Origin of the sequence: Kineococcus haloalkalitolerans (assembly GCF_050871905.1) — a bacterium.
Lineage (GTDB): Bacteria > Actinomycetota > Actinomycetes > Actinomycetales > Kineococcaceae > Kineococcus.
Genome location: NZ_JBJLSH010000035.1, coordinates 19,530 through 33,454, shown reverse-complemented (window position 1 = coordinate 33,454; position 13,925 = coordinate 19,530). Strand labels below are relative to the sequence as shown.

Annotated in this window: 12 protein-coding genes; 2 read left to right on the top strand and 10 right to left on the bottom strand. The window is 75.8% G+C overall.

Features of this window, described 5'->3' with window-relative positions:
• Positions 1–22: 22 nt before the first annotated feature.
• The 4 genes from ACRYMY_RS14045 to ACRYMY_RS14030 form a co-directional block, all read right to left on the bottom strand.
• The gene (locus tag ACRYMY_RS14045) at positions 23–1,147 is read right to left on the bottom strand and encodes an alpha/beta hydrolase family protein (RefSeq protein WP_432547877.1); all 1,125 of its coding nucleotides are present in this window, start codon (positions 1,145–1,147) and stop codon (positions 23–25) included.
• Complete coding sequence (locus ACRYMY_RS14040) at positions 1,144–2,403, bottom strand: kynureninase (protein WP_432547876.1); 1,260 nt, start codon at positions 2,401–2,403, stop codon at positions 1,144–1,146. Before ACRYMY_RS14040 ends, ACRYMY_RS14045 begins: the two co-directional genes overlap by 4 nt.
• Positions 2,404–2,485: 82 nt before the next feature.
• A complete protein-coding gene (locus ACRYMY_RS14035; protein ID WP_432547875.1) occupies positions 2,486–3,532 on the bottom strand; it encodes an NAD(P)-dependent alcohol dehydrogenase in 1,047 nt (348 codons plus the stop codon).
• Positions 3,533–3,604: 72 nt separating this feature from the next.
• Positions 3,605–3,934, bottom strand: a complete 330-nt coding sequence (locus ACRYMY_RS14030; RefSeq protein WP_432547874.1) for an L-rhamnose mutarotase — start codon at positions 3,932–3,934, stop codon at positions 3,605–3,607.
• Between the two features lie 115 nt (positions 3,935–4,049).
• On the opposite strand from ACRYMY_RS14030, the gene ACRYMY_RS14025 reads away from it, so the two are divergent.
• Positions 4,050–4,376: a putative quinol monooxygenase gene (locus ACRYMY_RS14025; protein WP_432547873.1), complete on the top strand. Its 327-nt coding sequence runs from the start codon at positions 4,050–4,052 to the stop codon at positions 4,374–4,376.
• Here ACRYMY_RS14025 and ACRYMY_RS14020 read toward each other — a convergent pair.
• Positions 4,316–5,302: a cupin domain-containing protein gene (locus ACRYMY_RS14020; RefSeq protein WP_432547872.1), complete on the bottom strand. Its 987-nt coding sequence runs from the start codon at positions 5,300–5,302 to the stop codon at positions 4,316–4,318. The genes ACRYMY_RS14025 and ACRYMY_RS14020 overlap by 61 nt on opposite strands.
• Before the next feature lie 201 nt (positions 5,303–5,503).
• On the opposite strand from ACRYMY_RS14020, the gene ACRYMY_RS14015 reads away from it, so the two are divergent.
• Positions 5,504–5,911: a pyridoxamine 5'-phosphate oxidase family protein gene (locus ACRYMY_RS14015; RefSeq protein ID WP_432547895.1), complete on the top strand. Its 408-nt coding sequence runs from the start codon at positions 5,504–5,506 to the stop codon at positions 5,909–5,911.
• 19 nt (positions 5,912–5,930) lie between these two features.
• On the opposite strand, the gene ACRYMY_RS14010 is transcribed toward ACRYMY_RS14015, so the two are convergent.
• The 5 genes from ACRYMY_RS14010 to ACRYMY_RS13990 all read right to left on the bottom strand — a co-directional run bounded on the left by ACRYMY_RS14010 (position 5,931) and on the right by ACRYMY_RS13990 (position 13,923).
• The gene (locus ACRYMY_RS14010; RefSeq protein ID WP_432547871.1) at positions 5,931–8,738 is read right to left on the bottom strand and encodes an alpha-L-rhamnosidase; all 2,808 of its coding nucleotides are present in this window, start codon (positions 8,736–8,738) and stop codon (positions 5,931–5,933) included.
• Positions 8,739–8,769: 31 nt separating this feature from the next.
• Positions 8,770–9,597: a carbohydrate ABC transporter permease gene (locus ACRYMY_RS14005; RefSeq protein ID WP_432547870.1), complete on the bottom strand. Its 828-nt coding sequence runs from the start codon at positions 9,595–9,597 to the stop codon at positions 8,770–8,772.
• Positions 9,594–10,544: a carbohydrate ABC transporter permease gene (locus tag ACRYMY_RS14000; protein WP_432547894.1), complete on the bottom strand. Its 951-nt coding sequence runs from the start codon at positions 10,542–10,544 to the stop codon at positions 9,594–9,596. The genes ACRYMY_RS14005 and ACRYMY_RS14000 overlap by 4 nt, the downstream gene beginning before the upstream one ends.
• The gene (locus ACRYMY_RS13995) at positions 10,538–11,851 is read right to left on the bottom strand and encodes an ABC transporter substrate-binding protein (protein ID WP_432547869.1); all 1,314 of its coding nucleotides are present in this window, start codon (positions 11,849–11,851) and stop codon (positions 10,538–10,540) included. Before ACRYMY_RS13995 ends, ACRYMY_RS14000 begins: the two co-directional genes overlap by 7 nt.
• Positions 11,852–12,048: 197 nt before the next feature.
• The gene (locus tag ACRYMY_RS13990; protein ID WP_432547868.1) at positions 12,049–13,923 is read right to left on the bottom strand and encodes a diguanylate cyclase domain-containing protein; all 1,875 of its coding nucleotides are present in this window, start codon (positions 13,921–13,923) and stop codon (positions 12,049–12,051) included.
• Between the last annotated feature and the right edge of the window lie 2 nt (positions 13,924–13,925).

Sequence of the window (13,925 nt, the reverse complement as noted above, 5' to 3'; positions counted from 1 at the left end):
AGGGCGGAGGAGGGCGGCCGGGTCAGGGGCGGACGCGGGTGGCGACCAGGTCGACGACCGCCGCCCACAGCGGCGACGCCGGGTCCACGGGGGCGAAGTGGTCGCCCTCGCCCTCCACCTCCAGCACGTCGTCGCCGGCCGCGCGGGCGGCGACGGCGAAGGAGCGCGACACGTCGAGCAGGTCCGGGTCGTCCTGGCGCCCGCGGACCACGGCCACCGGCAGGCCGATCGGCAGCCGCGCCAGCGGCGAGGAGGCCGCGTAGACGTCCGGCACCTCCCCGGCCCGCCCGCCCAGCGCGCGCGAGGCCGCGCCCTCGGACAGCCACCGCCGGTCGACCGCCACGAGGTCCAGGCACCCGGCCAGCGACACCGTCAGCGCCGGGCGCACCGCCGCGGCCGGCTCGCCCGCCAGGTCCGCGGCGAGCCGGACGACCAGCTGACCGCCCGCGGAGTGCCCGAGCAGCACGACCCGCTCCAGGTCCAGCCGCGCCCCCGCCGCCCCCGGCACGTCGGCCAGCGCCCGCACGGCCGCGGCGACGTCCGCGGTCGTGGCGTCCCAGCCGTCCGCGTCGGGCCGGCGGTACTCCGCGTTCCAGCTGGCCCACCCGCGCGCCGCCAGGTCGACCGCCAGCGGCTCGAGGGTGTCCGCCTCCCAGCGCGAGCGCCAGTACCCGCCGTGCACGAGGACCGCGACGGGCGCCGGGCCCGTCCCGGCGGGCAGCCGCAGGTCGGCGTGCTGGTCGGGGTGCGGCCCGTAGGCGTGGCGGGCGGGCGGCGCGGCGCGGTGCGCCCACCACGCGTCCACCGCCCAGCGCAGCCCGGCCAGCCCGCGCCCGCGCACGTGCCGGCGCACGGCGCCGGAGCGGTCGGGCCCGCGCTCGACGACGTCCACGCGCACGACCCGCGCGTCCCCCAGCGCGAGCCCCAGGGCGGCCACGTCGACGGAGGCCGGGGGCAGCAGCAGGAGCTCCCCGTCGCGGGCGGCCTCGGCCACCGCCTCGCGGAAGGCGGCCTCCGAGGTGGTCGTCACCAGCCGCGCGTCCGTCCCGCGGGCCGCGGCCGCGCGCACCAGGAGCTCCCGGGCCGTGCGCTCGTCGCCCAGCGCGCCGGGCGCCGCGACGGCCATGACCGCCGGCGTCCCGCTCACGCCGGAGCGCCCGCGGCCACCCCGCGCAGCGCGAGCACCCCCTCCAGGACCTCGGCGAAGCTCGTGGACAGCGGCGCCAGGCCGAGGCGGATGCCGTCGGGCGCGCGGAAGTCCGGCAGCACCCCCTGCTCCCACAGCCGGTCGTTGACGGCGCGGAAGTCGCTGCGCCGCAGCGTGAGGTGCCCGCCGCGGCGCTCCGCCTCGCGCGGGGAGGCGACCTCGACGCCCAGCGGGGCGAGCAGCTCGTCGGCCGCCCGCAGCGCGAACGCCGTCAGCAGCACCGACTTGGCGCGCACGGCGGCCGTGCCCGCGCGCTCCAGCTGCTCCACGCCCACCCGCACCGGGACCATCGCGACGATCGGCGGGGTGCCGGACACGAGCTGCCGCGCCGCCGCCGCCGGCTCGTACGCGGGACCCATCGCGAACGGGTCGGCGTGCCCCATCCAGCCGTGCACGGGCTGGTGCAGCCGGCCGTGGTGGCGGGCGGCGAGGTAGGCGAACGCGGGCGCGCCGGGGCCGCCGTTGAGGTACTTGTACGTGCAGCCGACGGCCAGGTCGACGCCCCAGGCGTCCAGGTCCACGGGCACCGAACCGGCCGAGTGGCACAGGTCCCACAGGACGAGCCCGCCGGCGTCGTGGACGACGCGGGTGATCGCGGCCGCGTCGGCCAGGTGGCCGGAGCGGTAGGAGACGTGGCTGAAGGTGGCCAGCGCGGTGCGCTCGCCGACGACCTCGCGCACCTGCTCGGGGGTGATCCCCGCGGCGGGGTCGGTCTCGACCCAGCGCAGCGTCAGGCCCCGCTCGGCGGCGATGCCCTGCAGGACCCAGCGGTCGGTGGGGAAGTCGCCGGTGTCGCAGACGACCTCGTCGCGGCCGGTGGCGGCCGCGGCGTCCACGGCGGCGCGCACCAGCTTGTAGAAGAGGACGGTGGTGGAGTCGGCGACCACGGTCTGCCCGGGCGCCGCGCCGAGGGCGACGCGGCCGAGGTGGTCGCCGAGCTCCTCGGGCCAGCCCATCCACCCGTCGGTCCAGCCGCGGATGAGCCGCCCGCCCCACTGCTCGCGCACGAAGGCGTCCAGCGCGGCGGCGGTGGCCCGCAGCGGCCGGCCGAGGGAGTTGCCGTCCAGGTAGGACGTCACCGCCGGGGCGGCGTCGAGGAGGAACTCGTCGCGGTGGGCCGCCAGCGGGTCGGCGGCGTCCAGGTGCGCGGCCTCCTCGCGCCAGGGCGCGAGGAGGCGGTCCGGCGTCAGCGTCATGCCGGGCATCCTGCCCCGCCGCGGCCGGCGCGGGGGCGGACCCCGCACCGGCCGCGGCGCACGACGAGGCGGGTGCGGGAGGTCAGCCGATCGTGGCGGTGTCGATGACGAAGCGGTACCGCACGTCGGAGGCCAGGACGCGCTCCCACGCCTCGTTGACCTGCTCGGCGCGGATGACCTCGACCTCGGCGCCGATGCCGTGCTCGGCGCAGAAGTCCAGCATCTCCTGGGTCTCGGGGATGCCGCCGATGTTCGACCCGGCCACCGAGCGGCGGGCCGGGATGAGGGAGAAGACCTGCAGCGACAGGGCCTCCGGAGGGGCGCCGACGTTGACCATCGTGCCGTCCACGGCCAGCAGCGACAGGTAGGCGTCCAGGTCCAGCTTCGCGCTGACCGTGTTGACGATCAGGTCGAAGGAGCCCTTCAGCTGCTCGAAGGTGTCCGGGTCGCTGGTGGCGAAGTAGCGGCTCGCGCCCAGGCGCAGGCCGTCCTCCTGCTTCTTCAGCGACTGCGACAGCACCGTCACCTCCGCCCCCATCGCGGCGGCGATCTTGACGGCCATGTGGCCGAGGCCGCCCAGGCCGACGACGGCCACGCGCGTGCCCGGGCCGGCGCCCCAGTGGCGCAGCGGCGAGTAGGTGGTGATCCCCGCGCACAGCAGCGGGGCGGCCTGCTCGGAGGAGATGCCCTCGGGCACCCGCAGGACGAAGTCCTCGGTCACGACGATCTTCTGCGAGTAGCCGCCCTGGGTGGGCTGCCCGTCGCGGCCGGTGGCGGCGTAGGTGCCGGTGTTGCCCTTCAGGCAGTACTGCTCCAGGCCCTTCTCGCAGTTGGCGCACTCGCGGCAGGAGTCGACCATGCAGCCGACGCCGACGCGGTCGCCCACGGCGTGCTCCGTGACCTCCGAGCCGACCTCCTCGACGACGCCGACGATCTCGTGGCCGACGACGATCGGGTAGGGCACCTCGCCCCACTCGCCGCGGGCGGTGTGGATGTCGGAGTGGCAGATGCCGGCGTGCGTGATCCCGATGAGGACGTCGTGCGGGCCGACGTCGCGGCGCTCGATCGTGGTGGGAGCCAGCGGCTGGTCGGCCGCGGGCGCGGCGTAGGCCTTGACGGTGGTGGGCATGGGCGCCATCGAAGCACCGCGCTCCGGCGGCCGCACGGCGTGGGTGCCCCTCCCCGGGGGCCGCGCGGGCGCTCAGGCGAGGTGGAAGTACTCCTCCAGGCGCTCGCGCTCGCGGGTGGTCCCGTCGCCCGCCGCGGCGGGGGCGAAGAAGCGGGACATCGTCGCCTCCCAGCGGGCGCTGACCCCCTCGCGCTCCATCGCGGCGGTGGCGGCGGCGAAGTCGTCGCTCTCGCAGTAGCCGACGACGAGGCCGTCCTCGCGGCGCAGGAAGAGGGAGTAGTTGCGCCAGCCGCTGCGGGTGAGGGCCGCCAGGACCTCCGGCCACACCTCCTCGTGGACGGCGAGGTACTCCTCGACGAGCTCGGGGCGCAGGTGGAGCAGGAAGCAGGCGCGGTCGGTCACGGTCGCTCCGTCGGGACGTGAGACGTTTCAGGAGCTTCGACCCTAGGCGCCCGCGCGCGCCCCGGGCAAGACGTCCCGACAGCGGCGGCGGGGGCGCCCTCCTACAGTGGGCCGCGTGATCCTCATCGTCGTGAAGTGGCACGTGAAGCCCGAGCTCGCCGACCAGTGGCCCGAGCTGACCCGCGAGTTCACCGAGGCGGTGCGCGCCGAGCCGGGCAACCTGTTCTTCGACTGGTCCCGCAGCGTCGAGGACCCGCACCAGTACACGCTCGTCGAGGGGTTCCGCGACGACGAGGCGGGCCGCGTCCACGTGGCCGCCGAGCACTTCCAGAAGGCGGTCGGCCAGATGCCCGACTGGGTCAGCCGCACCCCCGAGATCCTCTACGTCGACGCCGCGGACGTCGACGGGTTCGGCCCCATGGCGGAGGTCCAGCCCCGCTGAGGCGCCCCGGGGACCTGCGGGTCCCCGGCGTCCTCGGGATCTTCCACGGCCCGCCGGAACCCGCTCGGGCTGGTACCGCGGACCCGGCGGAACGCGGCGCTGAACGCGAAGGGGTCCGCGTAGCCGACGCGCCGCGCGACCTGCGCGACGGTCGCCTCCGGCCGCTCCAGCAGCAGGTCGGCCGCCAGCGTCATGCGCCAGCGGGTCAGGTACGTCACGGGCGGTTCACCGACCCGGTCGGTGAACCGCTCGGCCAGCGTCGAGCGCGACACCCCGGTGCGGGCGGCCAGCGACGCCACCGTCCACGGGGCCGCCGGGTCGGTGTGCAGCAGGCGCAGCGCCTCGCCGACGACGGGGTCGCGCTGCGCGGACCACCAGCGCGGCGGCCGCCCGCCGGGCCGGTCGAACCACGTGCGCAGCGTGCACACCAGCAGCCAGTCCAGCAGCCGGTCCAGCACCGCCTGCTGGCCGGGCGCCTCGACGGCGACCTCGGCGGCCAGGTGGTCCAGCACGGGGTCGTCGGACTCCCCGCCGCCCACCCGCAGCACCGCCGGCAGGTCGTCGAGCAGGCGCCGGCTGATCTCCCCGCGCGCCGGGTAGGCGCCCACCACGAGCGTCGAGGCCCCCGCCGGCGCGCTGCCGGGCGCCGCCCGCCCGGGCCGCCAGGGCACCGCGTCCCCGGCCGCGGCGGGGTCGTCGGCGAGCGCGAACGTCGCCGGCCCGCGCACCACGACGGTCTCGCGGGCGCCGACGCGCTCCGGCGGACCGTGCTGCGGCAGCACCCAGCCGGACCCGGACAGCAGCGCGCACAGGGTCAGCGGCGCGCCGTCGTCGAAGCGCAGGGCCCACGGCGGGCTCAGCACCGCGACGCCGAACCGCGAGCCGTGCGAGCGGACCCCGCGGACCAGGTCGCTGAACACGTCCACGGCGCGGAGGGTAGGCGCGGGCCGCGGCGGGGACCAGAGCGGGCGCCGGACGACCGCGAAGGTCCCGCGGCGTCCCGGCCATGGCCGGACGCCGGCCGGCCGGGGTGTGCTGGGTCCGTGAGCCAGCACACGACCCACCAGCCCACCGACCAGCCCGCCCACCAGCCCGCCGACCAGCCCACCGACCGGCCCGCCGCCCGGCTGACCGAGCAGGACCGCGAGCTCCTGCGCCGCCCGCTGCTCGCCTTCTTCACCACGGCCGCCGGCCCGGTCCCGCCGCAGCCGCGCCCGGTGTGGTTCGAGCTGACCGCGGACGACGAGGTCCAGCTGTTCACCCCGCCGGGCTCGCTGAAGGTGCGCCGGCTGGAGCGCGACCCGCGCGCCTCCCTGGTCGTGGCCGCGCCCGCCGACGAGCGCGAGCACTGGGTGGCGCTGACCGGCCCCGTGAGCGTGGAGACCGAGGGGGCCCGCGAGCTGGCCGAGCGGCTGGCCGCGCGCTACTGGGACCTGGACGACCCGGTGCGCGCGGCCGACCGGGACGGGCTGCTCGTCGAGCCGTACGTGCGGCTCGTCCTGCACCCGGAGACGGTGCGCCGCACGGTCTTCTGAGCCGCCGGGCGTCGCGGGCTCAGCTCGTCGCGGCCCGCACCGCCTCGTCCGCGCGCTGCTGCACCGGCAGCGGCACGCGCCGCATGAGGTCGACGAGCCGGCCCTGCGGCACCCAGCGCGTCTGGTCGCGGAAGGCGCGCGCGAGGTGCTCGTCGTGGGCGCGCAGCGTCGTCATCAGGGCGTCGTAGGCGGCGGGCCGGTCCAGCACCTCCGCGGGGCTGGACGCGAGCGTCACCGGCCCTCCCGGTCCCCGGCCGGCGTCCGGGTCGGGGCCGCGCCACTCGTGCCGGCCGGAGACGACGTCCACGGGTTCCTCGCGGACCCACGGCAGGCGCACGCGCGCCGTGGTGCCGGTGGGGACGACGGCGGTCACGACGAGGTCGCCGTCCTCGCGGCGCCAGCCGGACTCCGCCCGCCCGTAGGGGGTGTCGTGGACGAACCGCGCGGAGTCCAGCCCCGGCAGGGGGTGCGGGGCCACGTCGATCCGCCGGTAGCCGGGCGCGGCCGGCGCCAGGCCCGCGACGACGCGGTGCAGCCAGTCGGCGACCGCCCCGAACGCGTAGTGGTTGAACGAGGTCATCTGGCCGGGGTTCACCGACCCGTCCTCCAGCAGGCTGTCCCAGCGCTCCCACACGGTGGTGGCGCCCATCGTCACCGGGTACAGCCACGAGGGGCACTCGGTCTGCAGCACCAGCCGGGCCGCGGCCTCGTCGTGACCGGTGCCCGTCAGCGCGTCGCACACCAGCGGCGTGCCGACGAACCCGGTCGCGACGCGGTACCCGGCGGCGCGCACGAGGTGCGCCAGTCGCTCGCCCATCGCCGCCCGGACGGCGGGGTCGGTGACGATCCCGTACCGGATCGCCAGCGCGTAGGCGGTCTGGGTGTCGCCGACGACGCGGGCGGCGGGGGTGACGTACTCGCGCAGCCAGGCGCGGCGCACCTCCTCGGCGGCGCCCGCGTACCGCTCGGCGTCCTCCTCGCGCCCGAGCAGCCGCGCCGTGCGCGCCAGCAGGTCCGCGGAGCGGAACAGCTCGGCGGTGGCGACGACGTCGGGGTCGGTGCGGGCCTCGCCGGGGCGGTCGGGCGGTGCGGCGGGGTCGAGCCAGTCGCCGAACTGGAAACCGCCCTCCCACAGCCGCCGCTCGCCGGCGGCGGCCAGCTCGACGTCCACCCAGGCGCGCATGCTCTCGTACTGGGCGGCCAGCACGCCGGTGTCGCCGAACCGCTCGTGCAGCACGGCCGGGACGACGGTGGCCGCGTCGCCCCACGCGGCGGCGGCCAGCACCTGCGGGCGCACGCTCGGCACGACGTAGGGGACGACGCCGTCGTGGTCGGCCTGCTCCAGGGCCAGGTCGCGCAGCCAGGAGGTGAGGAAGCCGTCGCAGTCCAGCAGCGCCGACGCCGTCGGCGCGAACACCTGGATGTCGCCGGTCCAGCCGAGCCGCTCGTCGCGCTGGGGGCAGTCGGTCGGCAGGTGCAGGAAGTTGCCCACGGTGCCGCGCACGACGTTGTCGTGGAAGCGCGACAGCAGCTCGTGGGAGCACTCGAACCAGCCCGTGCGCCGCAGGTCGCTGGAGACCACGACGGCGACCAGGTCGGCGGGGTCCAGCTCGCCGGGCCAGCCGTCGACCTCGACGTAGCGGAACCCGTGGAACGTCGACCACGGCTCCCACGCCTCGCGGCCGGTACCGGCCAGCACGTACCGGTCGGTGGCCTCGGCGGTGCGCAGCGGCCGGGTGCACAGCTCACCGCCCTCCAGGACCTCCGCGTGCCGCAGCGTCACCGTCGTCCCCGCCGGGCCGGAGACGGTGAGCCGCACCCACCCGACGAGGTCCTCGCCGAAGTCCAGGACCGTGCGCCCGGACGGCGTGGTGACCACGTCGGCCACCGCCACCTCGCGCAGCCGGCGGGCACCGGGGGACATCCGCGCCTGCGGCACCGGGCACGGCTCGTCCACGCGCACGGGCGCCCACGCGGCGTCGTCGAACCCGGGGGAGGACCAGCCGTGCTGCACCCGGCGCGCGTCGAACGTCTCGCCGGGGTAGATCCCGCTGCGGCGCAGCGGCCCCTCGCCGGTGGCGCGCCAGGTCCCGTCGGTGGCGACCGTCCTGGTGCTGCCGTCGGCCAGTTCCACGACCAGCTGCAGGGCGACGGCTGGCTGGTCCCCGTACAGGCGGGTGCCGATCTCCCCCGAGGGGAACCGCTCGCAGAACCACCCGCCGGCCAGCCGGACGCCGAGGACGTTCTCACCGGTGGTCAGCAGGCCGGTGACGTCGGTGCTCTCGTGCAGCAGCCGGTGGTCGTAGGCGGTCCAACCCGGCTTGAGGACCTCGTCGTCGACCTCGCGGCCGTTCACCTCGACCTGGTAGACGCCCCGCGCGGTGGCGTACAGCCGGGCGCGCGCCACCGGGACGTCGAGGGTGAAGGCGCGCCGCAGCAGCACCGGCTCGGCCAGCCGCTGCGGGTCCGCCAGCCCGACCGTGGCGGCGGACCACTCGCCGTCGGCGAGGAACCCGGCGACCACCGGCCGCGGCTCGCTCCAGGCCGAGACGGACCCGTCCCGGCCCGTGACCCGCACCCGCAGCGCGTGCTCCTCGCGCGGGCGCAGGTCCTCGAAGGGCCAGTCCACGAGGACGGAGTCCTCGCCCTCCAGCACCGCGGTGCGGGTGCCGGCGGGTCCGGTGAGCTCCAGCTCGGCGCCCGCATGCCACCACCCCGGGGTCGCGCACTCCGTGACCCAGCTCAGCCGGGGTCGGGCGGTGGCCACGGCGGTGCGGTCGGTGGCGTGCTCGGCGGTCACGCGGACCACCTGGGGGGTCGCGGGCACGAGGGGGTCCTCCCGGTCGGTGGCCGGCGCGTCAGCCCTTGACGGCGCCGGAGGTCATGCCACCCACGATCTGCCGGTTGAAGAAGACGTACAGCAGCAGCATGGGGATCGTGATGAGCAGGATGTTCATGAAGAGCAGGTTGTACTGCGTCGTGAACTGGCTCTGGAAGTTGTAGAGGGTCAGCTGCACCGTGGCGTTGCGCTCGCCGGGCAGGAAGTACAGGGGCGTCACGAAGTCGTTGAAGACGTTGACGGCCTGCACGACGACCACCGTGACGACGACCGGCTTGAGCAGCGGCAGGACGACGGTGAAGAACAGCCGCAGCGGCCCGGCGCCGTCGATGACCGCCGCCTCGTCGACCTCGCGGGGGATGGTGGCGATGAAGGCGCGGAAGAGCAGGATCGAGAAGGACAGCCCGAAGGCGAGCTGGACGAGGATGAGCCCGGACATGGTCCGGAACAGCCCGAGGGCCTGCAGGACCCAGATCGTCGGCACGACGGCCGGCGGGATGATCAGCCCGGACAGCACGAGGAAGTTGATGAACGGGTTCCACCGGGTGGGGCGGCGCTGGAGCACGAAGGCGACCATCGCGGCCAGGACGACCATGCCGGCGACGCTGGCGACCGTGAGGATCGTCGAGTTGATGAAGGCGATGACGAGGATGTAGTTGCGCGCCTCGAGCACCTCGACGAAGTTCTGGACCACCGCGATCTCGGTGGGCCAGGAGAACTCCAGCCGGTTGGCCTCGCTGCGCGTCTTCATCGCGGTGAGGACGATGAAGACGAAGGGGATGATGAACACGACCCCGGTGACGACGATCGCCAGCGCGCCGCCGCCCCAGCGGTAGAGGGCCTTCACAGCTCCACCTCCCGGCGGTTGAGCAGGTACGCCAGCGGCAGGACGATCGCCGTGACGAGGAGGAAGAGGACGACGTTGCCGGCGGTCGACAGGCCGTAGAAGCCCGCCTGGTACTGCTTGTAGATCACCGAGGCGATCACGTCGGAGGTGAAGCCCGGCCCGCCGCGGGTCATCGTCCAGATGAGCTCGAAGGAGCGCAGGCCGCCGATGAGCGCGAGGATGATGACGGTGGCGGTGGCCCCGCGGGCCAGCGGCAGGATGATGTGGAAGAAGTTCTTCACCGGGCCCGCACCGTCCACCTTGGCGGCCTCGAAGTACTCCCTGGGGATGGTGACGATGCCGGCGATGTAGATGAGCGTCGCCAGGCCCACGCCCTTCCAGACGTCGACGAGCGCCACCGAGTACAGCGCCCACCGCGGGTCGGTCAGCCAGCCGGGGCCGTCGATGCCGACGACCGCCAGCGCCTCGTTGATGAACCCGCCGAAGGGGTCCATGAGGACCTGGAAGGTGATGCCGACGCCGATGGTGCTGACCAGGACGGGGAAGAACACGACCGAGCGCAGGTACCCGCGGGCGGCCACCTGCGAGGTGAGGAAGAGGGCCAGCAGCATCCCCAGGACCACCTTGGCCCCGCAGGTGAGCACGGCGTAGACGACGGTGTTGCGCAGGCCGGTGACCAGCTGCGGCTCGGCGAAGAAGAGCCGGAAGTTGTCCAGGCCGATGAACTCGCTGTCGAAGAGCGTCCAGCGGGTGAGGCTGAACCAGAACGAGGCGAAGGTCGGCAGCACGAACAGGACGCCGAAGACGACCGCCGCGGGCAGGTAGAACCAGGTCGGGTACGGGCTGCGCCGGCGCCCCGCGCCCCGGCCGGGTCGCCCCGGCCGGGGTGCGGTGGCCGCCCCGGCGGCGCGCGCCGGGCTGTCGGTCGCCACCGGCTCGGTCACCAGCCCTCGAGGCCCAGCTGCTGGGCCTGCTTGGCGACGTCCTCGTCGTACAGGCGCGCCGCGTCGTCGGCCGGGCGGATGCCGGAACCCACCTCGACGGTCAGGTTCTCCAGGTTGGGGCCCTTGACGGGGGAGAGGAACTCCAGCGCCGGGGTCGCCCGGTCCTCGCTGAGGTAGGTGGCGATGTCCTGCGAGGCGGCCGGGGCGTCGTCCGGCAGCTCGCAACCCTGGATCGGGTACGGCCCGGTGGGCGGCGCCACCTCGTTGCGGGCTTCGCACGCGCCGGGGCTGGCGATGAAGGCCACGAGCCGCTTGGCCGCGTCGAGGCGCTCGCCCTCGGTCGTCGCGGGGATGTAGGCGCCGTCGGGCGTCCAGACGGTCAGGCCGGCGCTGGCCGCGTCGTCGCCGGGCAGGCCGAACACGCCGATGTCGTCCACCTGGTCGGGGTAGGTGTCGACCAGCTCGGACACGACGCCCGTGAGGATGGGGAAGTGCACGCCCTCCCCCTCGGCGAGCATCGCCAGGCCGTCCGGGTACGTCGCGGAGGGGAAGTTCTCGTTGAACAGGCCCGCCTCGAAGGCCTGCTGCTGGTGCTCGAAGCCCTTGCGGGCGGCGTCGGAGGTGGCGTAGCCGACCTCGTTGGCCGTGTAGCGCTCGGGGAAGTCCGGCTCGGCGGCCAGGACGTTGTGGAAGTCGCCCAGGACGAACAGCTGCGACGTCCACGTCTCGCCGTAGGTCTGGATGATGCCGGCCCGGCCGGAGTCCACGGCGGCCTGGCTGTTGGCCATGAACTCGTCCCAGGTCCGCGGGACCTCCAGGCCCAGCTCCTCGTAGACGGCCTTGTTGTAGAGGACGGCGCCGGCCTGCACCCCGCCGAAGGGGGCGCCGTAGGTGGCGTCGTCACCGCCGGCGGCGTCGAGGAACGCCTGGTCGATGTCGCCGACCCACGCCTCGCCGGACAGGTCGACGAGCTGCTGCTGCGGGTTGAGGGCCTGCAGCAGCGAGCCGGTGTTGTAGACGAAGACGTCCGGCATGTCGCCCGTGGCGAGCCTGGTCTTGATGAGGTTGTCGCCCTCGGTCCCGCCGGGCCGGGTCTCGACGGTGACGTCGACGTCGGAGTTCTCCGCCTCGAAGGCGGCGGCGATGGCTTCAGCGGCCTCGACGGTGTCGGCGGCGTTGCTCACCATGAGGGTGATGCCGGTGACGCCCTCCTCCGCGGAAGAGCCGAGGCTGCCCGCGCTGCACGCGGACAGGGGCAGCGCGGCGAGGGCCGCCGCGGCGATGAGCGCACGGGTGCGGGGTCGGTCCATGTCGCTGGTCTCCTCGTCGAGATCAACTCGTCACCGGGTCCCTCCCGGCCGGACTGAGACGTTTCAACCTCAGGTGCCACGACAGTAGGTCGGTCGGGGCACAGCGTCAACGCCTCTGCCGGGAGAAACCCCGGGCGGACCTGCGGTAAACGTTTCCCTCGACCCGCACCGGGGCCCGTGGACCGCCGAGCGCGCTCTCAGCCCTGCGAGCGGCGCCGGGACCGCAGGTCCACCACGCGCGGGCCGGCCGAGCGCACCCGCCCCTTGCCCGAACCCTTCGCCTCGTACATCGCCGCGTCGGCCTCCTGCAGCACGCGGGCGGCGTCCTGGCCGGGCGCCGCCACGGCCAGGCCCACGCTGATGCCGACGGGGAAGCTCCACCCGGCGACCTCGAACGGCTGCGCCATCGACTCGACGATCCGCTGCGCCACGGCCAGCGCCGCGCCGCCGTCGGGCAGGTCCGGGCACACGACCGCGAACTCGTCGCCGCCCAGGCGGGCGACGGTGTCGCCGGGGCGGACCGCGGCGCTCAGGCGCTCGGCCACCCCGATGAGCACGTGGTCGCCCGCGGCGTGCCCGCCGGTGTCGTTGACGGGCTTGAAGTCGTCCAGGTCGCAGTACAGGAGGGCGACCTCGCGCCCGGAGCGCCGGGCACCGGTCAGGGCGTGGCGCAGGCGGTCCTCCAGCAGCGTCCGGTTCGGCAGGCCCGTCAGGTGGTCGTGCAGCGCGGCCTCGCGCAGGCGGCGCTGCACGAGGCGGCGCTGGGTGACGTCGACGACCTGCACGACGGCGGCGACCTCGCCGGTGGCCGGGTCGTCGGCGGTGGGCCAGGCGGCCGCGGCCAGCTCCAGCCAGGTGCCCTCCCCGTCGGGACCGCCGTGGCGCAGCTCGGCGTGCCAGTGGGCGGCCTCCCCCTCGCGCACGCGCTCGACCATGTCGACCACCGCGGCGGTGAAGCCCTCGCGGTGCTCGTCGGCGACCTGCTCGGACCAGTCGCTGCCCACCGCGACGCCGCGGCCCAGCAGGCTCGTCAGGCGGTCGTTGACGCGGGCGACGACGGCGGTGCCGTCGGCGCGCAGCCGCAGCAGGGCGACGCCGAGCAGGGCGTCGTCGAAGGTGCGGCGGAACAGCTCCTCGCGCCGGCGGGCGTCCACGACGGCGCGGTCGCGCGAGCGCACCACCAGCGACATCACGAGCGTCACGGCCCCGGCCGTCAGCAGCAGGCCCTGCAGGGCGCGCGTGGCCTGCTCCGCCGCCAGCTGCGCCTGGGCGCCCACCGCCGCGCCCGCGCTGCCGGCCGTGGCGACCACGGCCACCACGAGCAGGCAGCTGAGCGCCCGCCCGGTGCCCAGCCGGGCCGCGGCCCACAGCACCGGCACGACGACGAGGAAGGACCACGGCCCGGGGGCCGCCGTCCAGAACACGGCGGTGGAGACGCCGGCGGCGACGAGCAGCGCGACGGCGTGCTCGAGGACGAGCGCGCGCTGGCGGCGCAGCGCCGGGCCCGGCACGGGCAGCAGCAGCGGCGGCGCGACGAGCATCACCCCGAGCAGCTGCGCGGGCAGGTGGTGCACGAGGCCCTGGCCCCCGACCGCCTGCAGGCACGCCCCGGCGAGGGTCCCGGCCAGGCCGGCGGCGAGCAGGCGCCAGGCGTCGCGGCCCCGGCGCAGGCGCAGCGGCCGCCCGCCGGTGAGCAGCCCCGCGACCGAGCCGCCGACCGCCACCTGCAGGGCCTGGGCGGTGGCGAAGAGGGTGGCCGGGCCGGCGTCCCCGCCGGCCCGGGCGCCGAGCAGCGCGCCGACGAGGGTCCCGGCCACCACCCACCAGCGGCGGGCGGGCCGGCGCGCGGCGAGGGCGAGGGCGACGCCGGCGGCCGGCCACCAGGGCGCGCCGCCCGGCCCGGAGGCACCCACGAGGTGCGGCACGAGGGCGGTGAGCAGGGCCACGACCAGGGCGGTGCTGACGGCCAGCCGCGCACCGCCGCCGCGCACGCGGTCGCCGCGGGACGTCCGCGACTGCGCCGGACGGGTGGCAGCGGCCGCTGCTTCGACACGCTCCGTGGTCGTGATCACGC

Excerpts from the sequence above, each read along its gene's own strand:
- ACRYMY_RS14040 (WP_432547876.1), bottom strand. The coding sequence starts at position 2,403 with ATGACGCTGACGCCGGACCGCCTCCTCGCGCCCTGGCGCGAGGAGGCC.
- ACRYMY_RS14035 (WP_432547875.1), bottom strand. The coding sequence starts at position 3,532 with ATGCCCACCACCGTCAAGGCCTACGCCGCGCCCGCGGCCGACCAGCCG.
- ACRYMY_RS13995 (WP_432547869.1), bottom strand. The coding sequence starts at position 11,851 with ATGGACCGACCCCGCACCCGTGCGCTCATCGCCGCGGCGGCCCTCGCC.